Origin of the sequence: Spirosoma sp. KNUC1025, assembly GCF_045160025.1 — a bacterium.
Lineage (GTDB): Bacteria > Bacteroidota > Bacteroidia > Cytophagales > Spirosomataceae > Spirosoma.
Map to the genome: position 1 here is coordinate 736,246 of NZ_CP087139.1, position 22,217 is coordinate 758,462.

Genomic DNA, 22,217 nt, shown 5'->3' on the forward strand with positions numbered 1-22,217 from the left:
AACTTTTAGGGCGTTTCTGACCTTTGAGAAATAATTAGGTTCAGCGTTACACAGTTCTGTTATTCTGTACGCCATTGAGTACACCTCCTCCTTCCGACCAACTTTCAGATACGTCACCCGCTGCGCTTCCCCGACAGTTAACACTGCTGCAAGGTACTGCCCTGAACATGATCGATATGGTCGGTATTGGCCCGTTTGTTGTGCTGCCTTTGGTTATAAAAACACTCGGTGGATCGCAGTTTCTGTGGGCCTGGGTACTGGGGGCTGTCGTGTCGATGGTCGATGCGTTTGTCTGGGCGGAATTGGGCGCGGCTTTTCCACAGGCCGGCGGCAGCTATAATTTTCTGAAAATTTCCTACGGCGAACAGCGATGGGGCCGGCTGTTTTCTTTTCTGTACGTCTGGCAAACGCTTATTCAGGCGCCTTTAGTTATGGCCTCAGGTGCTATTGGCTTCGCTCAATACGCTTCTTATTTAATGCCGCTGGAAGAATGGCAGCGTAAAGCCGTTTCGGGCGGAGTTGTTTTGATTATTATCGCCTTGCTCTATCGTAAAATTGATTCGGTAGGAAAAATCGGGCTGATGATGTGGGGAGCTGTGTTGCTTACGCTCGGCTGGATTATCATCGGGGGACTTAGCAATGCCCGTATACCTCTTTCCGATACGTTAGACTCCGTTAATTCGGCAGGGGGTGGGCTCATCGCAGCCGGATTGGGGCAGGCTTCCGTTAAAACGATTTACTGCTACCTGGGCTACTACAATGTGTGCCATCTGGGTGGCGAAATAAAGCAGCCTACCCGCAATATTCCAGCCAGCATGTTTATCTCGATTTTGGGAATTGCTGGACTGTATCTGCTGATGAACATCAGTGTCGTGAGTGTAGTACCCTGGCAAACGGCTCAGCATAGTGAATTCATAGTCAGTACGTTTGTCGAAACGCTGTACGGCTCACAGGCTGCCCGGCTGGCTACAGTATTGGTGCTGCTGGTAGCCTTTTCTTCTCTTTTCGCCGTGTTGCTGGGCTATTCACGAGTACCCTATGCGGCCGCCGTCGATGGCCAGTTTTTTCGTGTTTTTGCTAAACTGCATCCTACTCGCCAATTCCCTTACGTATCGCTGCTCTTCTTGGGCGGACTAGGGTTTATTTTTAGTCTGCTATTCCGACTGGGAGATGTAATTACAGCCATACTAGCTATGCGTATTGTGATACAGTTTGTAGGGCAAGCCATTGGTCTGTTGCTACTTCACCGACGACGGGCAGCCACTGATTTTCCATTCCGAATGCCCTTTTACCCCTTACCCGTCATACTGGCTATTGGCATCTGGCTATTCATTTTCTTTTCTACCGGAATTACGTTTATGCTGTCGGGAGTTATCGTAATCGGCTTGGGTGTTGGTACGTTTCTAGCATCGGCTGCCGTCCGCAAAACATGGCCGTTCAACGTCACTTTGTAAAATCCCTCGCTGTTAACTCAACGTGAATTATGGATAATTTAGTAGATAAATTGTTGACAATCAACCTACTGTTCTGATTCTTATGTCAGTTGTACGCCCGAATCTGGAGATTCTGTGTTCCTGTAATGCCGAATCTCCAGATTCGGGCGTAGGAGCCATAATTCATGTTAACTCAGTAATTCTTCAGGGTAGAACCCGCAAATCAATCTGAACGACATCATCTTCTCCATTCAGGTTGTTGGCAGTCGGAGTTACACTGCCTGGGCTTGAGTCAGGGTCAGGTGTGGCTGCTGACCAGATTTGGGCGGCATTCGTTATATAATTCAAAGTGGTCGTCTGCGCCGTAAAAATCAGTTGAGTTACACTATTGCTTGCCAGCGAAGCAATTGTTCCCTCAAGTATTGAGTAACCGTCCCCACTGCCAACTACGCTCATCCCACTCGGCGACGCTGTGAACGTCATTCCCCGCAACGTATCACGAATAACCACATTTTGTGAGGGTAACCCGCCGGCATTACTGACGCTGATGGTAAACGTAACCAGTTTTCCTAACCTGGGCGTCCGCTGATTTACAGCCATTGCCAGCGACAAATCTGCTTTGGCTGGATCAGGCGCAGGTTGGTTGGAAATAACCGCTGGCAATGGTAGTTGATCAGGATTTGGTGAGGTGTAAACATTCACGCTTCCGGAAATAGTACGTACCCCAACCGATGCCTGATCGTCCTGCCCATCGCCCGTGCCGGAATTAGGCTGAGAATCGGGGTCATAAACACCACTTGCTATAATCTGAGCGGCATTAACATACGTACCGGGCAAGGTTGCCCGAAGCTGGTAAGTAAACGTAGTGGATTGGCCTGGTGCCAGCGAAAGGTCGCCCGTGCCACTAACAGCCGTAGTCGATGCCGTTACGTTGGGCCCACCACTCACAAAGAGTAATCCCTCAGGCAGGCGGTTTTGCCATTGAATACCCGTTGCATCGTTTGGCCCATCGTTGCGAACGGTAAGTGAATAACTGGTCACCTGATTAACGGCCAGTACGAGATTACTCGCTCGCATCGACATACTCAGGTCAGCCGTTGGAAGAACTACATTAAGTACGTAATCTTCCGTCTCACCGTAATTATAGGAGCCACAGGGGTCGTTGGGAATAGCAGCGAAAGCTACTGTAATTCGAATGGCTAATGTACCAACGGATAAACTGGCAGGGATAGTAATGCTCCCTGAAAACTGTCCGGTTACGGTAGCAGGCGTTTGAAAAAGTTGTTCGCCCCGGCTGGCATTGAACAGACCATCGCGATCCAGATCTGCCCAAATCGTTACACCCTCCTGATACGACTGACTCAGCAACGTACCGGAAACAGGATACGTCATACCCGCGACAACCGTAGTTGAGGTGGCCGTAAAGCTACTGTACGCGCCGGATGAACAACCCGTATTCTGACTTAGTACTACGTTGTTTACAGCCACACTTGATAGTCCATCATTGTAGGTACACAGCGAAGCATACGTTGGATGACAGGCGGGGGTTTTAATGCTAGCTACCTGACTGATGCCCGTTGTTGTTGAGTTCGAGGGTCTTACACGATAATAGTACGTTGTAAACGGATTGGCTTTCGCATCCGTAAATGCGGTTGAGTTTGGCCCGACGCCACCAATCGGCACAAAGCCAGTCGTAGCCGACAACGAACGTTCGATGAAGTATCCCATTTCATTGTTGGCATTGTCCTGCCATGTCAGAATAACCGAGTTATTATCTACTGAAGCCGCTATATTTCCCGGTGCGACTACTACGGTTGGGGCACAATCCAGCGTATAAGCCGTATGGGATTGACGTAGAGCCAGCGCTGCCTGCATACGGTCATATTGACCCGGCGTAAAATTATGAGTACAGGGAAAGTAATAGGACATTATGTTTGAAAGGGAAGGCGAATAAGCCTCTCCATTGGCATCGCGGGCGGTGCTATTTGGGTCATATTGCACACAACCATTTACACTTATCAGAGTAGCGCCTGGTTTATTATAGGGATCAGCAGGCGTATCGCAGATGTAATCCCCTGCCGTTGTACAATTGGCTCCAGCTCCCCGAGTTACCAGTTCGTTTGTTGTTCCCGAACCGAGCGTACCATTTCCCGGCAGTTCACCGAATGTATGAACCAGGTTAAAATTATGTCCTAACTCGTGCGGAATTAGGCGATTACCCATATCCGCTTCGTTCCAGGACTCATTCAAGATAAACGAACGGGTTGAAACAACACTATTTGAGGGATAATAGGCGTAGCCGCCCGCGCCCGATGCAAACGAATTGACATAATATTGATTCAATGCGTTCAATACGTCGTGCCCGAGCGTTATGGCATTTTCGTCGTTTGTGCTGTTGTATTGGGCATCGTTGTCTACGTAGTCGGGAGACGTACCACAGAAATAGAACTGAATTCCGTAACCGTTCAACAGGTAATAGCTGTTTGTAATGGCAATTGCCTGATTTATACTCGCCAGCGACATGCCTCCCGTACCATCGCTTCTGCGCAGAATATGGGGCCGGATAGGTACGTAGGTTATGCTTGAGAAGGCCGCATTAGTGGCTTTTTTCAACGAGTATGCCCGTTCGGCCTGCTGATCAACGAGTTGGCGTTGAATTGCGGTCAAGCCCGGTGTAATGCATAAAGTAGGCGTAGGGTGGACAGGGTCCTGCGCTGATAATACAACAGGTATAACTAATCCTATATACGAAACTATGTATCGTAACCACTTTCCCATTGACGATATAACCTACCTGTTGTAAATGATGATAGCCGTTTAGGAAGCCGTATTCAACCAAAAGAATACTTATGCTGCCAATAGCAATCTCAAACCTACACAATAGAATAAAAATTATTTACTCTGTACCAATAATATTTACATATGAATACAGAAAATAAAACAAAATAGCCCGGATCGTTCTCAGGAGAACGATCCGGGCTATATATATAAGCAACGCTGGTGTAACCTCAGGGCTGACTAAAACCGCCAGCGGACAAAGGCTTCCATGGCTTCGTATTCGGCTAAACCAAGTCGGTTGTAAATACCGGCGGTACCGCTGTTACGTTCTTCGGCACGTTGCCAGAATTCACGCGAGTCGGTGCCCTGATACACAACGCCATCCTTCTGCGACTGGTGTTTGAAAATTCCCAGTCGTTTTTTCATAACCTGATCGGGTGACATCGGTACGGCCATTTCAATTTCGCTGACATCCCACTCGGCCCAGGCACCACGGTAAAGCCACACCCAACAGTCTTTCATGAAGTTTTTATGCTTCAGCCGACGGACAGCTTCCATTACGGCATCCAGACAAACTTTGTGAGTGCCATGGGGATCGGCAAGGTCGCCAGCGGCATAAATCTGATGGGGCTTCACCTCTTCGATCAGCGCCATCGTGATTTTGATATCCTCCTCGCTAAGCGGTTTTTTAGCCACCGTGCCCGTTTCGTAGAACGGCATATTCATAAAATGCGCGTTTTCAACAGGAATACCCACGAACCGGCAGGTCGCTTTGGCTTCACCCATTCGAATCAAGCCTTTCACATACCGAACTTCTGTGGTGTCCATTTCGCTGTCTTTCTTCTCGCGCAAAGACGCTGCAGCATCCTGGAAAATTCGCGTAGCTTCCGGACTTTTGATACCGAACTTTGTGTTGAAATCAACGACGTAATCCGCGAACCGTAAGGCTTCGTCATCGGCAACGGCAATATTACCCGATGTCTGATAACCGATATGCACTTCATGCCCCTGATCGCGCAGACGCTGGAAGGTCCCCCCATCGAGATAATATCGTCGTCGGGATGTGGACTGAAAATCAGGCAACGTTTATGTGCTGGTAGCGCACGCTCAGGACGGTTCGTGTCGTCGGCATTGGGTTTGCCACCCGGCCAGCCTGTAATTGTATGTTGAAGTTGATTGAAAACATCAATATTGATATCATAAGCCTGCCCGTACTGCGCCAGCAAATCGCTCATACCGTTGTCGTTGTAATCGCGGTCCGTGAGTTTCAGAACCGGCTTGCCGAGCGTCAGCGACAGATACGTGACGGCCTTTTTCTTCATTTTGTTATCCCAGACAACTGAATCCACCAGCCAGGGCGTTTTCATGCGGGTTAACTCCGAAGCGGCAGCTTCATCAATCACAAACAGAGCGTTCGGGTGCGTTTGCAGATACGAGGCCGGGTTCAATTCGGTAACGATGCCCTCAACGGCACCCCGGATAACAGGCGCTTTACGTTCACCCCAGGCCAGCAGAACAACGCGCCGGGCGCTTAGAATACTCGCAACACCCATCGTGATGGCTTTACGGGGTGTTTTGGGCAATCCGCCGAAATCGACCGAGGCAGCCGCCCGCGTTGAGTTATCGAGCATCATCAGGCGGGTATGCGAATTGATGAGCGAACCCGGTTCGTTGAAACCAATATGGCCGTTACCACCAATACCCAGCAACTGAAAATCCAGCCCGCCAGCTGCTTCAATCTCGGCTTCGTATTGTTTGGCAAACTCGGCTACTTTATCGGTACGAATTGTTCCGTCTGGCACATGATAATTCCCCGCTGGAATATCGACATGATCGAACAGTTGCTCCCGCATGAATCGCCAATAGCTTTGCAGCGAATCAGGCTCCATGGGGTAGTATTCGTCCAGATTGAACGTAACAACATTTTTAAAGCTTAATCCCTCTTCGCGGTGCATACGAATCAGCTCCGCATAAACCGTTTTGGGCGATGACCCTGTGGCTAGGCCCAAAATGCAGGGCTTTCCTTCGCTTTGTTTCTGACGAATCAGATCAGCAATTTCATGGGCTACTGCCCGCGATGCCGCTTTAGCATCGGCGTAAATGTGCGTAGGAATTTTTTCGTACGTAATGGCCGACTGGATGGGGCCACCTGTGACTGACGACCCCGGCGCGAATTCGCCTGGTAACTGCCCGTCTGGATTGTCGAGAATGGAAGACTCCGTGATCATGCGCTGTGCAGAGGAGAAGATAAGTTACAGACCGCAAATGTCGCAAAAAATCAAGGAGTTTACACCGATTTCGGGCATAGTTTGGCCTTGAACGGCAATATTTTTAAAATTTTTTATTAACTGGACTCAATAATCGCTTCGACAGCTACTTGTGCGCCAGCTCGTTTGCTATGACGGCCGTCTGCAAGGACTCCAGCCCATTCTCCTCCCGAATTATGCGGTGCGTACCGGGATAATGAATGGCGCTGATCTGGTCTCTGAACATAAGTCGGAGAATTTCGCTGTAGATATGCTGTTTCTCATCGCCAAAGCCAAAGCGCAGCTCGATCTGTTGATAAGCATCAAACTCTTTATGCCGACCACGTAACGTACGGTCTTTACCGCCTATGTTAGCCGTTACATTTAATTGCGCGGCCGGAAACAGATCTAATAACGCACGCGTAGTTTCCTCGTCAACTACGCAACGCATCACCATTCGCGTTGGTACCCATTCGTATAATGTAATATCGCCCCGTTCAAATAGCAGCCGCATTTCCTGCCGGTCCATCCGACCAGTCTGCGTGAAGCCGTGGTAAAAATTGACCAGTTTCCGGCCCGTTTCGTCGTTGCCATATTCAACTGTTGCCTGCACCTGATCTTCTATGTCATTGCTATCCGGCCGCTTAACTACCTGGGCAGCTTTTACCGTCCCGTCGCCAAGCCAGCCCGCGAACATATCGAAGAAGTGTACGCCATGTTCAATGAAAATACCTCCGCTTTTATTACGGTCCCAAAACCAGTGTTCCGGACTTAGCCCCTCATCACCGGCGTAGTTTTCAAAATAACCATGCAGAAATTCACCAAGCAGTTTTTTATCAATCAGGTGTTTAATCCGGGCGAACATGGGATTGTACCGCTGCATCAGGTTTGTTACCATCAGCAATCCTTTTTGACGCGCTGTCTCAATCATTTCTCGCCCTTGTTCGGGGTCGGTAGCCAGCGGTTTCTCGCAGATTACGTGCTTTCCGGCGTTCAGGGCCAGCATAGCCTGCTGATAATGTAAAAATGGAGGAGTGGCAATATAAACCAGATCAACATCCGGATGATTGACCAGTTCTTCCAGACTACCAAGCTGCTCGGCGCCAAACCGTTTAGCTGTCGTGATAGCCTCTTCCCGCTTCGAGCCAGCGATGGCAACGAGTCTGGTATTGGGTATTTGTAAAAATTGCTGAACGGCAAACAGGCCAAAGCCGCCCATACCGATCACGCCAAGACCAATTGTATGATCTCCTGATGCGTTTGTTTCCATACGTTGTGCATTATCTTCAAGGAAACAACTGCCCCCGACGCGTTTATGTTAGCTTCTTTTATAAACAAGCCATTCAAAGCGCCGGGAAAAGAGCCACAAACGAATCCGTTACACGAAGATCAAATTGCCGCTTACGAGCGCTTTTTTGTAATTCATTTCGTCAAACTGGTACAGATACGGCGACTTATGCGCCATGCCCGTTCGCCGTTCGTCCAGTCGCGTCAAAATGCTCAGGCTCGTAATTTTTTTATGAAAATTGCGGGCATCCAACGGTCGGTCAAGCACCACTTCATAAAGCCGCTGTAACTCGGGGATAGTAAATTTTTCCGGCAACAAATTCATGCCGATTGGCTGCCAGTTCAGTTGAAGCCGCAACGTTTTCAGCGCTACGTCGATAATCTGCTGGTGATCATAAAGCAGGGAGGGCAAGTCATTGACGTCCCACCAACAGGATTCGTCCGACATGAAGTCGGCAGTAGGCGTCACTTTGGTATAATCGACCAGGGCATAGTAGCCCACTGAAATCGTTCGTTCCGGCCATTTATCCGCGCTATTAAAAGCCAGCGGCATTTTTTGCCGTGCCCAAGTGTCTACCCGGTCATAACGTACGGCATCGCCAAACAGGTAAAATTGCTGAAGAAATAACTGGTCCAGCCCTGTCCGTTCCCGAAGTACCCGACCCGCTGCGTCATTAACGGATTCTGTTTTATAAATAAACCCCCCCGGCAAACACCACTCATTTGTGCCTTTCCAGCGTAGTAACAATACTTTTAACCGGGTATCATGAAACCCGAAAATAACGCAGTCGAGCGATACGCCAGGAATACACTCGTCGGCTACGGTTTGAAAATAGGTAGTTAACTGCTCAACAAAATTCATGGGGAAAGTTAAAAAAGCTTTCCGTCATTTTGACACAATCATTCTAAACTCCTTATCATTACGTTCTATTTTGCCTGTGTCTTACAACTTCTTGATCCAATACGTGTCTATCGAGGAAGTTCGCGTTCAGCAGATTTGTAGCTAACGATACTGTCAGACTTGCCCTAGAGCTCAATGAATTTCCAGTATAAGCAGATGCTGGTGTCGCTACGTTGTCGAGTCTTCTTTACTTAATACGTTCGGTTGTTTGGCGTATAAGCCGTATATTTCCTGATACAAACGCTTTTCAAACCCACAATTATCAGCCATGGCTGTGGTCAAGCTAACCATTAATAATCAATCCCATACGGTGGACGTAGATCCGGAAATGCCACTGCTGTGGGCTATTCGCGACGTAATTGGCCTAACCGGCACAAAATTCGGTTGCGGTATTGCCCAGTGTGGTGCCTGTACGGTCCATCTCGACGGTAATGCCATTCGTTCCTGTAGCTTTCCGGTTTCGGCCGCAGCGGGTCACAAAATCACGACCATAGAAGGTATTTCTAAAAATGCAGATCACCCCGTTCAGAAAGCCTGGATTGAGCATCAGGTACCTCAATGCGGTTATTGCCAGTCGGGGCAGATCATGTCGGCAGTCGCTTTGCTAAAGCAAACTCCTAAGCCTACTGACGCCGATATCGACACGGCCATGCAGGGCAACATCTGTCGTTGCGGAACTTATAACCGCATTCGTCAGGCCATCCATACCGCTTCGACTGAAATGGCTGCTGCGCCTAAAATGCCAAAAACTACCCCTAAAATCGGGAAACGATGAGCCGAAAACCTACCTCAATTGACAACGCTACGTCCCGACGGGCTTTCCTTAAACTAGCTGGCTTTACCGGTGCGACATTTGCGCTGGGATTATCCTCAACCGACGCGCTGGCCAGTCCGATCTTTAACCTGAGTGGTCAGCCTGAACTGGCTTTGCCCGAAACAGTTGAACTGACGCCCTACGTACTCATCGAGAAATCTGGGCGGATTACACTCATGAACCCTCGGCCGGAGATCGGTCAGGGAACGTATCAGTCGGTTCCGGCGATGATTGCTGAAGAACTGGAAGTCTCGCTGGATAACGTTGTGATCCAGCAAACCGGGGGCGAAAAGAAGTACGGCGATATGTGGTCGCAGGCGGTGGGCGGAAGCGGGTCTATCCGGGGCGGCTATACGCAAATGCGTAAAGTAGGTGCCTCAGCTCGTGAAATGCTCGTTAAAGCCGCCAGCGATCAGTGGAACGTACCCATTGACGAATGTTTTGCCGCGAATGCGACGGTTGTACACAAACCAAGCGGCAAAAAATTAACCTACGGGCAATTGGCCGAATCAGCCGCCAAACTCCCGGTTCCGAAAGAGCCTAAACTTAAAGACCCCAAGCAGTTTACAATGCTGGGCAAACCCATGCCCCGGCCCGATGTGCCGTTGAAAGTGAATGGTCAGGCTACGTTTGGTATTGACGCTAAAGTGCCGGGCATGGTCTTTGCATCTGTCGAGCGCTGTCCGGTTCTGGGTAGTAAATTGGTAAGCTTCGATGCCTCGCAGTCCCTTAAAGTGAAAGGCGTACAAAAGGCCGTCAAAGTAGAGCGTATTATGGGCAAAAACCGCTATGAAGGTATAGCGATCATTGCCGATAATTACTGGGCTGCCCGACAAGGTCGGAAAGCACTTAAAGTAACCTGGGATCATCAGGGCCATGATTCGTTTAATTCGGCCGATTACGAGAAAAGTCTTCGGGAACTGGCCAGTCAGGAGGGTGTTGCAGGGCATAATGCGGGCGATTTTGACAAAACCTTTGGCGAAGCAACGAACAAGCTGGACGCGTTTTATGAAACGCCAATGGTGAGCCATTCAACAATGGAGCCGATGAATGCGCTGGCTCACTACCAACCCGGCAACAAACTAGAAATCTGGGTTTCCTCGCAGGGGGGTGATTTAGTGAAAGATGAAGTTGCTAAAGTGCTGAACGTACCGGCCGATAACGTCAACGTTCACATTCTTTTCAACGGGGGCGGTTTTGGCAGACGGCTAACGCAGGATTTTGCAACTGAAGCGGCCCTGCTGTCGAAAGCTGTTGGTAAACCGGTCAAGGTTATCTGGACGCGGGAAGATGACACAACGTTAGGTCCGTTCCGTCCGATGACGTTCTCTGCCATGCGGGGAGCTTTATCGGCCGATGGGAAAGCCACTGCTTTTCAGCATAAAGTCATTTCGCCTTCCATCGACGCAACGATGAGCGAGAAATACGATAAAACCAAGCCTGATGGCACTATGCTGGAGGGTACGGGTGAGCAGAAATACGAAATTCCAAATCTGAGCACACGCTACGTTCATTCGGACATTCATATTCCACTCACCTACTGGCGTTCAGTAACCAGTTCGACGGTTGCGTTTGCTCACGAATGCTTTCTCGACGAGATGGCCCATAAAGCCGGGCAAGACCCACTGGCGTTCCGGTTAGGTATGTTGACGAAAGACAGCGATGCTAAACGCATGCTTACCAAACTAAAAGAAGTATCAGGCTGGGACAAACCGCTTCCGGCCGGAAAAGGACGGGGCGTAGCGCAATGGGAGTTTTTCGCGGGTCTGGCCGGGCAGGTTGTCGAAGTATCTAAAAACAAAACCGGGGGCGTAACAGTAGATAAAGTTTACTGCGTTATTGATCTGGGAACAGTTGTCAATCCAGATACAGTAAAAGCACAGGTTGAAGGGGCCATTGCCATGGCGTTGACTGCGGCCACAAAAGATAGTATTACGTTCGAGAAGGGGCAGGCAAAACAAACCAATTTCGACGCGAATCGGATGCTACGTATCAACGAAATGCCCCCGGTGGAAGTCCATATCCTGGCCGAAGGCGGACCAACGATCAAAGGTGTGGGTGAACCCGGTTTACCGCCACTGGCACCAGCTTTAGCCAACGCGGTGTTTGCTGCCACTGGCAAACGTATCCGACGTTTACCATTCGATTTGGAAAAAATTTCATAAGGTATTGGTTTCAGGTTCAGCTTTTTATACACCTACAGAGTATATTTCTGAACCTGAAACCAGAGACATGAAAAGAAGCGATGAAAGAGATAACCCGTATTGTTGAGGTTTTTGAGCATGTTGACTTCACACAACGAAAAGCCGCTCTGGCCACTGTAGTGTGGGTCGAAGGCTCGTCGTACCGTCGGCCGGGTGCCCGTATGCTCATCACCGACGACGGCCGTTGGGAAGGCGCTATCAGTGGGGGTTGTCTGGAAGGGGATGCGTTACGTAAAGCCCGTCAGGTCATGCTCGACGGTAATCCGATCGTGGTTACGTACGATACTATGGACGATGGCGCCAATAGTTTCGGGGTGGGTTTAGGTTGTAATGGTATTATCGACGTACTGATCGAGCCTGTTAATCCAGATGATTCGGCAAACCCAATCGCGCTGCTGAAAGAATTTACGCAAAAACGGGATGTGCGGGTACTGGCAACCGTATTGAAAGGAGATGCGATCCCCGATCTGACACCCGGCAACCGATTTGTCCGGACAGATTCTGGTACTGAATCAATTCCACAGTGGTTGCAGGCTGATATGCAGGACGTTTTTGAAACGGGTAAGCCCCTGACCAAAGCGTATGAATTTCCAACGGGTGTCGTTGATGTATTTATCGAACGAATCGACCCTGGTATTGAGCTGGTCATTTTTGGAGCTGGTTACGACGTCATTCCGGTCGCGAAACTGGCTCGTGAACTGGGCTGGCAGGTAACGGTTACGGATGACTGTATCGCTCATTTATCGCCCAAACGCTTTCCCGTAGCCACCTGTGTTTTGTATGCAAACCGGGATGCTGTTATCGACCAGCTGAGCATTACAAACCGAACGGCGGCCGTACTCATGTCGCATAACTACAACTACGACCGGGCCGTTTTGCAGGAACTTCTCAAAACAGACGTACCGTATATTGGTATGCTTGGTCCCCGAAAGCGATTCGACAAAATGCAGGACGAATTTGTAAACACTGGCTTTACGTTCAGCGAATCGTCATTGAGTCGGGTTCATGCCCCCATTGGCCTTGATCTGGGCGCCGAAACACCCGACGAGATTGCGCTATCCATTATGGCTGAGATAAAGGCGTTTTTCACGAAGGGAGCCGCTGGATTTCTGAAGAACAAAACGGGGCCTATCCACGAACGGCTCTCCGGCAATGCCTCTGTACCGGGTCGGCAACAACCCAACATAATTGACATAAATACAGTCAGTTAATCGAATGCGTATTGTAACAATCATTTTAGCCGCCGGTGGTTCAACCCGGCTGGGCAATACGCCTAAGCAACTGCTTACCTACAAAGGCAAGGCCTTAATTCGACATATTACTGACGCAGCGTTATCACTGAAAACCGGGCCAGTGATTGTCGTACTGGGGGCGAATGAAGAGCAAATCCAGTCTCAGCTCGCTGATTCACCCATCCTCAAGGTTACCAACGCTGATTGGCATGAAGGGATGGCCTCTTCGTTACGGATTGGCCTGAATGCAATAACCGACGATACGTGTGAGGCTTTTCTGGTAGCACTAACCGATCAGCCTTACGTAACAGCAGACCTGCTAAACCAGTTGATTGATACTCGACAACAGACCCATAAAGGCATCGTTGCCTGCCGATACGGAGAAGCGAATCATCTTGGGGTTCCGGCTCTCTTCGACATTCGGTACAAAGCCGAGTTCCTGAAGCTGTCGGGCGATGTCGGCGCTCGCAAACTTATCCAACACCATGTTGACGACTGCGCTGAAGTCCCTTTCCCATTAGCGGTCATTGATCTGGATACATGGCAGGATGTAGAAAACTGGCGTGGAACAGCGCTTTAGAAGTATATCGGTCGTAACAACGCACAGTTCCCCGTCTGCAATCTTCCTCCTCTTGCACCCCGCGAATGCCCTTCGTACCTTTGTTACCGAAATGGCACGACTATTAGCAATTGACTACGGCTCGAAACGAACTGGCATCGCCGTCACAGATCCGTTGCAATTAATTGCGTCGGCGCTGGAAACGGTACCCTCGCATGAAGTCCTGAAATTTTTGAAAGCTTATACCGCCCGGGAGACTGTCGACGCATTTATCGTTGGGCTTCCGAAAGGGCTGGACGGTGCCGATACGGATAATACGCCCCGTGTCCGAAAATTTGTAACACATTTACAGAACGCACTGCCTGATATCCCGGTTTATTGGCATGACGAGCGCTTTACGTCCGTTATGGCACTTCAGGCTATGATAGCAGGTGGTAGCACAAAAAAAGATCGACGCGAGAAAGGCAACATTGACAAAGTCAGTGCAGCTATTATTCTTCAATCGTATATGGAAAGCAGAAAAGAATGATGAATAATAAATGATGAATGCAGGCTAAAGATAATTCATGATTTATCATTCATAATTCATAATTAAAATTATGATTCTCCCTATTATTGCTTATGGCGACCCGGTTCTCCGAAAGCGCGCCAAAGAGATTGAGCCCGGAAGCATTGACGTCAAAACGTTGAGCCAGAATATGTTCGAAACCATGTATGCAGCCTCGGGCGTCGGTTTAGCAGCGCCCCAGATTGGGCAAAGCATTCGAATGTTTGTGGTTGATGGCGAACCTCTTAACGAAGATGAGCCGGAAGAAGAGATTGATAAAAGCCTGATTGGCTTCAAAAAAGTATTCATTAACCCTGAAATCATCGAAGAAGCCGGTGACGATTGGGGATTTGAAGAAGGCTGCCTCAGCATTCCAGGCATTCGAGGAGAAGTATTTCGGCCTGAAATCGTTGTTATTCATTATTACGACACCGACTGGAACGAACATGAAGAAGAGTACGAAGGCATGGCCGCCCGTATTATTCAGCACGAATATGACCACCTCGACGGGAAACTATTCACGGATTACCTGCCCAGCCTCCGTCGTCAGCTCATCAAGAAAAAACTAGCCGATATCTCGAAAGGCAAAACTGATGCGGAATACAAAATGAAATTTCCAAAATAAGGAGAAGGGAACAGGGAGAAGGCAGAAAGAACGTTACAGTTACTATCCCTTTTCCCTTCTCCTTTTCCCTCCTCCCTCTATGCGTATCACCCTCCTCCAACCCGATCTGTATTGGCATGATCCTGTGGCGAACCGAGCCACACTGGAGGAGCGTATTTTCAACGTAGCGCAGTCCACCGACCTGATCATTTTGCCGGAAATGTTTACGACAGGCTTCACGATGGACGCCCGTGCTGTAGCTGAGCCGATGAACCTGACTACGTTTCGGTGGCTGAAGCAAATGGCTGCGCAGACAAGCGCCGTGGTGACAGGTAGCTATGTTGTTCAGGAAGGAGGTCATTATTATAACCGGCTCATCTGGATGCAGCCCGACGGTCAGTTTGATACATACGACAAACGGCACCTGTTTCGGATGGCGGGTGAGGATGGTATTTACACGGCGGGCTCAGATCGACTGATTAAAGAATGGAAAGGCTGGCGTATTTGCCCGCTTATCTGTTACGATCTCCGCTTTCCGGTCTGGAGCCGCAATACGGATGGTCAATCCCATGAATTTGCCTATGATTTACTGCTGTATGTAGCCAACTGGCCCGCTGCCCGACGTACCGCCTGGAACACGCTGCTGCAGGCTCGTGCTATCGAAAATCTAAGCTACGTCGTTGGCGTCAATCGGGTTGGTACCGATGGCAATGGGCATCCGTACACGGGCGATTCGTCAATAATTGATTTTAAAGGAGATATTTTATTCCGGCACGCCGACTCCGAAATTGTTCATCAGCACACACTCTCCCTCGATGAACTAAGCGCTTTTCGGGAAAAATTCCCGGCGAATCTGGACGCAGACAGTTTTAATTTATCTCTTTGATTTTCAGGATCGCCAATAGCTCCCGGGCACTCTCAAGCGTCGTAAACGATTTACCAACCAAGTGTTCGTCCGCCACCTGCTCATGCACCCACGTAATGGCATAGGGTATGTGTATGGCTCGAGCGCCAATGTGTACCACAGGCAAAATATCCGATTTCAATGAGTTGCCGATCATGATGAAATCAGATGGCCGTACATTATACTTCTGCAAAACCCGCTGATACGCCTGCTCATTTTTTTCGCTGACGATTTCAACATGCTTGAAGTAATGCCCTAATCCGGAACGGGCAATCTTGCTTTCCTGATCGAACAGATCGCCTTTGGTCAGCACCATCAAATCGAAATCTTTTGACAGCGTTTCCAGCACTTCCGGAATCCCATCCAATACGTCAATTGGAAAATCAATCAGTCGTCGCCCAACATCAATGATCTGCTGAATTTCATAGCCTGTAATGGCCCCATCGGTCAATTCAATAGCGGTTTCGATCATCGACAGAATAAAACTCTTGGCTCCATAACCGAAAATATGCAGGTTGCGGATCTGCGCGTCGTAAAAGCGGTTCGTGAGCGTCTCTTCATCTACGTGATGCGAAAGCAGTGTACACAATTCCTGCTTAACATCTACGTAGTTTGGCTCGTTAACCCAAAGTGTATCGTCGGCGTCGAAGGCAATAAGTTTCATCGTTTATGTATTGTGCTTCCTGGAAAATACAAAGGTAAAGCAATTACGGGTAACGCTACGCTCGAATGGGCCTGCGTAAACGAACCGAAAGCGATCGGCCTGTTGTCTTGACTTTATGAAAATTTGATTTGCGTCAGATTGCTTAAATACCCAATTTGCCATCCGTTCCTAACGCTATTTTCCCCTTTTTATCAATATGTTTACTGAACAAGATCAGGACCAGATTCTGGCGCAGGGTGCTACACTCGACCAGATTGACCAGCAAATAGACCATTTCGTTCAAGGCTTTCCTTATTTGAATGTCATCAAAGCCGCTACCATTGGTGATGGTATCGTGCGTGTAAATGAAGAACAGATTCCGGCTTATATCCATCGTTTCGATGCAGCCGCTCACGAGCGCGATCTGGTTAAATTCGTGCCTGCTTCGGGTGCCGCTACCCGTATGTTTAAATCGCTGTTCGCGGCTCTGGACGGCAAATCGGACAAATCTGTCGATGAGGTGTTTGTCCGCCTGACCGACTTTGCCTTTTACGAAGACCTGAAAGCCGCTATGGCTGCCGGAGGTAAAGATTTAGACAGGGCCGTAGCTGAAAATGACCGCAAAACCGTTTTACAGTTTTTACTGACCAGTGATGGACTGGATTACGGTAGTTTACCCAAAGGGCTGCTTAAATTCCATCAGTACGCCGATGGCCCCCGAACACCCGTTGAGGAGCATTTAGTAGAGGGGGCCGCCTATGCCAACTCCGATGGCCTGGTTAAAATACACTTCACCGTTTCGCCCGAACACCGCTCCCGCTTCGAGCAACTCATCAACGAGCAAAAGGCGGATTACGAAGCCTGGCTCGGCGTTACGTTCGATATTAGCTTTTCCGAGCAGAAAAAATCAACGGATACCATTTCGGTCAATCCGGATAATTCACCATTCCGTAACGCCGACGGATCGCTGCTTTTCCGGCCAGCAGGGCACGGCGCACTGATTGAAAATCTCAATGATATTGATGCGGATATTGTCTTCATTAAAAATATTGACAATGTCGTTCCGGATGAGATTAAGGAGCCAACCATTACGTATAAAAAAGTATTGGCGGCCGTTTTGCTCGATGCACAGCAGCAAATTGCTCGTTTACAAGGGTTATTGGAAAGCGACGACGTAAGTGATGGCTATCTGGCAGAAGCTGATGAGCTTTTCAGACGTACGCTCTATACGTTGCCCCCGGAAGGCTTCGAAAACGTATCGAAAGCCGAAAAGCTGGACTATTTCCGCCGGAAGCTAAACCGGCCGGTGCGGGTATGTGGTATGGTCAAAAATGTTGGCGAACCCGGCGGAGGACCGTTCTGGGCTCAAAATCAGGATGGATCGGTATCCCTGCAAGTGGTGGAATCCGCGCAGATTGATTTAGCTAACTCCGCCCAGAAAGCGATTTTTGACGAAGCTACACACTTCAATCCAGTCGATCTGGTATGCGGGCTCAAGGACGCTAACGGCCGTAAATATGAACTCCCAGCTTATCGCGACCCACAAACGGGTTTTATTACGGCGAAATCGAAAGATGGGAAAGATCTCAAAGCGCAGGAGTTGCCCGGCCTCTGGAATGGCGCCATGGCCGACTGGAACACGCTTTTTGTCGAAGTTCCGCTTATTACGTTCAATCCTGTTAAAACCGTAAACGATTTACTGCGTAAAGAACATCAGCCCTCGGAAATAGAAGAATAACACTAATGGCTGAGAGTAAACCAAAAAGGTCTGATGTTCAAACAGCTTGAACATCAGACCTTTTTGGTTTTACTCTATTAAACGACAGAAAATTAAGCCGTTACCCGGTTCGAAAGCGTATCGGCCAGACCAGAACCCTGCGTTCCAACAGCAATATCCTTGCCGTCGAATGAAACCGGATTTTGGAAGGTTACTAACGTAGTGTTCTCATAGACGCTCAGGTTTGCATCCCGAACCTGTTCCATGATGGGACGTAGCGCACAGGTTACTTCGTCGTCGCAATCGTCGCATTTCACATAGAAATTGAACGATACGCAGGGCGTGGGGGCTATAGGCCCATCGATCACGCGCAAAACCTGCGCCAGATTAACCCGACTCGGATCAACGCGTAGCAAATAGCCTCCTCCTTTCCCTTTCTGACTTTGCAGAATACCGTGGTTACGCAGTTCCAGCAAAATAGCTTCCAGAAATTTTTTGGGAATGTTTTCTTTTGCTGAAATATAAGAAATCAGCACAGGGCCTTTGCCATACTCCTCCGTTAAAACCTTGAGGGCTTTAATCGCATATTTGGCTTTTTTAGAAATCATTGTTACGGTGAATTAGCGGGTTATAGTTTATTATAGAAAGTAGCTCTATTTCGGTAAAGGTCCGCTACAGGCTACCAAATTAGCAATTAAATAACGATAAGACAAGCAAGTAGTTAACAATTACACATATACGGTAACTATCGCTACTACGTCTTTATTCATTTTTATTCCGAACACCCATCAACTTCCTAAAAGTTCATGGATTTAGTCGAGTAATAGACGAACAAATGATGAATAAGTAACATATTTTTTTTCAAATTCATCAAGTAAAAACTAATCGGCGCCATTTCCCGTGATTTTCAGCCTTTTCCGGTACTAAATTCTTTATCTTGACATTAAAATTTAATCTTTCTGATAGTTTTTGCGCCACTTAACAAAAGCTTAACACGCTCTATCGATTTCATAACATTCACCTAACATGCTGCCTGTAGTTTTCACTGAATTTTGCACCGAAATCAGTTAGCTATAAGCAAATGAAGTTTTCTTACTTAGTATTTCTACTCATTCTATCCGTATCTTCTATTTTTTCCGTTACGTCTGCCTGGGCACAAGTAACAACTAGTGGACTAAGCGGTCACATTACAGACGCCAAAAAAGAAGGTCTTCCCGGAGCAACGGTGCAGGCCGTATATACTCCTACCGGAACCAAATATGCTGCTGTAACTGATCTGGAAGGGCGTTTCCGGATTAACAGCATGAATGCAGGCGGCCCCTATCAGGTGGTGGTCACCTACGTTGGCTACAATACAGAAACCTTATCGGACGTAACGCTCCAGCTCGGCGAAACGACCAATCTGAATATTACGCTTAAAGACGCCAGTGCTCAATTAACAGAAGTTGTCGTAAAGGGAAGCCGCGAAGGCGAACGCCAGGGCGCAGGTATTAGCGTAAATGGAGAAACCATCCGTCGTTTACCAACCATCTCGCGAAGCCTGACCGATATGACGCGTTTGTCGCCACAGGCAAACAACAACAATTCGTTTGCAGGTACTAATTTCCGGTATAACAACGTAACGGTCGACGGTGCTATTAATAACGATGCTATTGGTTTTAGCCCGTCGCTGGGCGGTTCAACGGGCACATCGGGTCAGCCCGGCTCAAGTACGCGTACAAACCCAATCAGTCTGGATGCCATTCAGGACATTCAGGTGGCCGTAGCGCCCTATGATGTACGTCTGGGTAACTTCCTGGGGGGCTCGGTAAATGCCGTAACCCGGAGTGGCACAAACGACGTAACGGGCTCTGTGTATGGTTTTGGTCGTAACTCTGCCCTGACTGGCACCTGGAATGGCGCTTCGGCAGCCAAAGAAAAGTTGCCTAATACATTTCACGAATACCAAACGGGTGTTCGGGTAGGGTTTCCAATTATCAAGAACAAACTGTTTTTCTTCACAAACGAAGAAATTACACGCCGGCAGGACCCGGTTCAGTTTCAGGCCGGTACGCCAAGCTCACTGATTAAAGATGCAGCGGTAGCTCAGCAAATCAGTACGTTCGTTAAGGAAAACTACGGTCTGGATGCCGGGTCATACGGTGATTACGCCATTTATTCGAACAGCACGAAATTCTTCAACCGCCTGGACTGGAACATCAACGATAAAAACCAGCTCAGTATTCGGAACAACACTGTATTTTCGGAAGCAACGAACCTGGAGCGTGATGCGCAGAACTTCCGCTTTGGCAGCATCGACTTCAAGCAAACGAACAACCAGAGCAGTACGGTTGCCGAGTTAAAAAGTCAGTTTAGTGGCCGGGCTTCGAACAGTTTAATCGTTGGTTATTCCAGCGTACATGACTTCCGTAATACGTTATCGAATGTCAGAACTTTCCCGCAGGTCGAAATTGGTTATAACGGCGGAACGATTTTCTTAGGCAACGACCGCGAAGCGTCGGTGTTCAACATGCGGCAGAAGACGTTTGAGGTAACCGACAATTTCACTTTCTACGCAGGCAAGAACACGTTTACAGTTGGTACGCACAACGAGTTTTATACCATCGACTACGGATTTGTAAACTCGCCAAACGGACGGATTTCGTACCGGTCGGTTGATGAATTCTTGGCGAAAGTTCCTAACCGTGTGCGGGGTTCTTACCCATTTTCTGATCCATCAAATAACCTGGATGCACAGTTCAACAATCCGTATGCGCACTTCAATGTCAATCTGTTGAGCTTATATGCGCAGGATGATATTCAGTTGACGGATCGGATTAAACTATCGCCCGGTATTCGTTTTGATTACGCAGGACTTCCTCATAAGCCTGTTTTAAGCTCGCAGGTAAGCAATTCGGCTGGCGATCAAATGAACATGGGGAACACGTATAGCTTCACCCCTCTGAATCAGATCCGCAATAATTACCTGAATAATGTTCAGGTGTCGCCCCGCTTAGGCTTTACGTATGATGTGAAAGGCGATAAAAGTGTTGTCATCCGTGGCGGAACGGGCTTGTTTACGGGCCGGATTCCTTTTGCCTGGCTCGGTTACGCCTTCTACAACAACGGTGTAGGCTATGGAGCGTATGACTTCAACAACAATGCTACGGCGACAAACAAGCTGGTTGGCGATCCGCTCGTTCCGAATGGTGGGTTACTGATCAACAACAATCCGGCCAACGGTGGTGTGACCCGTACGCAGGTTGACTTAATCGACAACAACTTCAAAATGCCGCAGATGTTCCGCAGCAACGTAGCTGTCGATTACACAGTTGGCGGCTATAAGTTTACTCTTGAAGGTTTATACACGAAAGTGATCAACGACCTGAAATTCCAGCAGGTAAACACTAAAGACGTTGTTCGCTATTATAGCTATGACACGCAACACCAGCAGCCAATTTACGTAGCAGCGAACGGTACGGCTGGTGCTCAGCGAATAGACAACAACTTCGCCAATGCCTATCTGCTGTCGAACACAAACAAAGGATATCGCTACAGCCTGACGGCTCAGATTCAAAAGAATTTCCCAGCGGGCTTTGGGTTCTCAGCAGCCTATACGTACGGCAAAGCCTATGACCTGACCAACGGAATCCGGAATTCGATGGAATCGAACTGGCAGCTGAATCAGGCACTGAATCCAAACAATCCGCAACTGGCTTACTCGAACTTCGATATCCGCAATCGGATTGTAGGTACGGTTAATTATCGATACATCTGGAATCCACGTAACGCTACCACCGTTACGCTGTTTTACTCGCTTCAATCCGGTACGCCGTTTTCGTGGGGCTATGTTAACACAACCATCGATGGTTCTGCACAGGCAAACAGCTTAGCTTATATTCCCCGCGATCTGACTGAAGCCCAGAAACTATTACCAACCGGTACACAGGCAACGGATTTCATGGCCTTTGTTGAATCCGATCCTTATCTGAAAACACGGAAAGGTAATTTTACGGAACGTAACGCTGGCCGTACGCCCTGGAACAACACGATGGATCTGCGTTTCCTGCATGAGTTCAAACTAAAAGGGCGTCAATCGATTCAGATCAGCTATGATGTCATCAACTTTCTGAATCTGCTCGATAAAAAGTTAGGTTACTACTATTTCTCGCCCAATACGTTCAACTCAACAGCGTCGATTGGCTTAGCTCGGGCAACGAACCCCGGTACGGGCGATCCAACCTTTAGCTGGTCGCGTCCATCGGCACCTTATTCTATCGATCCGCTTGGATCGCGTTGGCAAATGCAGTTGGGAGCCCGCTACAATTTTTAAACTTCCTTTTTAACCAACGCAAGAAGCCCGGCTGCA

General features: G+C 48.6%; 15 protein-coding genes and 1 pseudogene. 10 read left to right on the forward strand and 6 right to left on the reverse strand.

Features of this window, described 5'->3' with window-relative positions:
- The first annotated feature begins 146 nt into the window (after window positions 1-146).
- Window positions 147-1,454, forward strand: a complete 1,308-nt coding sequence (locus LN737_RS03205; protein ID WP_405520291.1) for an APC family permease — start codon at window positions 147-149, stop codon at window positions 1,452-1,454.
- A gap of 183 nt (window positions 1,455-1,637) precedes the next feature.
- Here the strand turns inward: LN737_RS03205 and LN737_RS03210 are convergent, their stop codons facing one another.
- The 4 genes and pseudogenes from LN737_RS03210 to LN737_RS03225 form a co-directional block, all read right to left on the reverse strand.
- A complete protein-coding gene (locus LN737_RS03210; RefSeq protein ID WP_405516164.1) occupies window positions 1,638-4,100 on the reverse strand; it encodes a GEVED domain-containing protein in 2,463 nt (820 codons plus the stop codon).
- A 351-nt stretch (window positions 4,101-4,451) separates the two neighbouring features.
- Window positions 4,452-6,439 (reverse strand): annotated as a pseudogene (gene nagB, locus LN737_RS03215) (glucosamine-6-phosphate deaminase).
- Between the two features lie 145 nt (window positions 6,440-6,584).
- Window positions 6,585-7,727 carry a Gfo/Idh/MocA family protein gene (locus LN737_RS03220; protein WP_405516165.1) on the reverse strand — a complete coding sequence of 381 codons (1,143 nt, stop codon included), beginning with the start codon at window positions 7,725-7,727 and terminating at the stop codon, window positions 6,585-6,587.
- Window positions 7,728-7,835: 108 nt separating this feature from the next.
- The gene (locus LN737_RS03225) at window positions 7,836-8,606 is read right to left on the reverse strand and encodes an NUDIX hydrolase (RefSeq protein ID WP_405516166.1); all 771 of its coding nucleotides are present in this window, start codon (window positions 8,604-8,606) and stop codon (window positions 7,836-7,838) included.
- Window positions 8,607-8,913: 307 nt separating this feature from the next.
- Between LN737_RS03225 and LN737_RS03230 the strand changes: the two genes are divergently transcribed.
- From LN737_RS03230 to LN737_RS03260, 7 genes are all read left to right on the forward strand, one after another.
- Entirely contained in the window at window positions 8,914-9,420 is a 507-nt protein-coding gene (locus LN737_RS03230) for a (2Fe-2S)-binding protein (RefSeq protein WP_405516168.1), read from the forward strand.
- Window positions 9,417-11,624 carry a xanthine dehydrogenase family protein molybdopterin-binding subunit gene (locus tag LN737_RS03235; protein WP_405516169.1) on the forward strand — a complete coding sequence of 736 codons (2,208 nt, stop codon included), beginning with the start codon at window positions 9,417-9,419 and terminating at the stop codon, window positions 11,622-11,624. The genes LN737_RS03230 and LN737_RS03235 overlap by 4 nt, the downstream gene beginning before the upstream one ends.
- A gap of 80 nt (window positions 11,625-11,704) precedes the next feature.
- Window positions 11,705-12,874 carry an XdhC family protein gene (locus LN737_RS03240; RefSeq protein ID WP_405516171.1) on the forward strand — a complete coding sequence of 390 codons (1,170 nt, stop codon included), beginning with the start codon at window positions 11,705-11,707 and terminating at the stop codon, window positions 12,872-12,874.
- Window positions 12,875-12,878: 4 nt separating this feature from the next.
- A complete protein-coding gene (locus LN737_RS03245) occupies window positions 12,879-13,475 on the forward strand; it encodes an NTP transferase domain-containing protein (RefSeq protein WP_405516173.1) in 597 nt (198 codons plus the stop codon).
- Between the two features lie 91 nt (window positions 13,476-13,566).
- Window positions 13,567-13,983, forward strand: coding sequence for a Holliday junction resolvase RuvX (gene ruvX / locus LN737_RS03250; protein WP_405516175.1), 417 nt, complete (start codon window positions 13,567-13,569; stop codon window positions 13,981-13,983).
- 70 nt (window positions 13,984-14,053) lie between these two features.
- Window positions 14,054-14,626, forward strand: a complete 573-nt coding sequence (gene def, locus LN737_RS03255) for a peptide deformylase (protein WP_405516177.1) — start codon at window positions 14,054-14,056, stop codon at window positions 14,624-14,626.
- A gap of 79 nt (window positions 14,627-14,705) precedes the next feature.
- Entirely contained in the window at window positions 14,706-15,491 is a 786-nt protein-coding gene (locus tag LN737_RS03260) for an amidohydrolase (RefSeq protein WP_405516179.1), read from the forward strand.
- Here LN737_RS03260 and LN737_RS03265 read toward each other — a convergent pair.
- On the reverse strand, window positions 15,475-16,173 hold the full coding sequence (locus LN737_RS03265) for an HAD family hydrolase (protein WP_405516181.1): 699 nt from the start codon (window positions 16,171-16,173) through the stop codon (window positions 15,475-15,477). The two genes, LN737_RS03260 and LN737_RS03265, sit on opposite strands and share 17 nt — an antisense overlap.
- A gap of 196 nt (window positions 16,174-16,369) precedes the next feature.
- On the opposite strand from LN737_RS03265, the gene LN737_RS03270 reads away from it, so the two are divergent.
- A complete protein-coding gene (locus LN737_RS03270) occupies window positions 16,370-17,890 on the forward strand; it encodes a DUF4301 family protein (protein ID WP_405516183.1) in 1,521 nt (506 codons plus the stop codon).
- A 92-nt stretch (window positions 17,891-17,982) separates the two neighbouring features.
- On the opposite strand, the gene LN737_RS03275 is transcribed toward LN737_RS03270, so the two are convergent.
- A complete protein-coding gene (locus tag LN737_RS03275) occupies window positions 17,983-18,477 on the reverse strand; it encodes an Rrf2 family transcriptional regulator (RefSeq protein ID WP_405516185.1) in 495 nt (164 codons plus the stop codon).
- A 473-nt stretch (window positions 18,478-18,950) separates the two neighbouring features.
- Here LN737_RS03275 and LN737_RS03280 point away from each other — a divergent pair, with 473 nt between their 5' ends.
- A complete protein-coding gene (locus LN737_RS03280; protein WP_405516187.1) occupies window positions 18,951-22,181 on the forward strand; it encodes a TonB-dependent receptor in 3,231 nt (1,076 codons plus the stop codon).
- Window positions 22,182-22,217 lie beyond the last annotated feature (36 nt).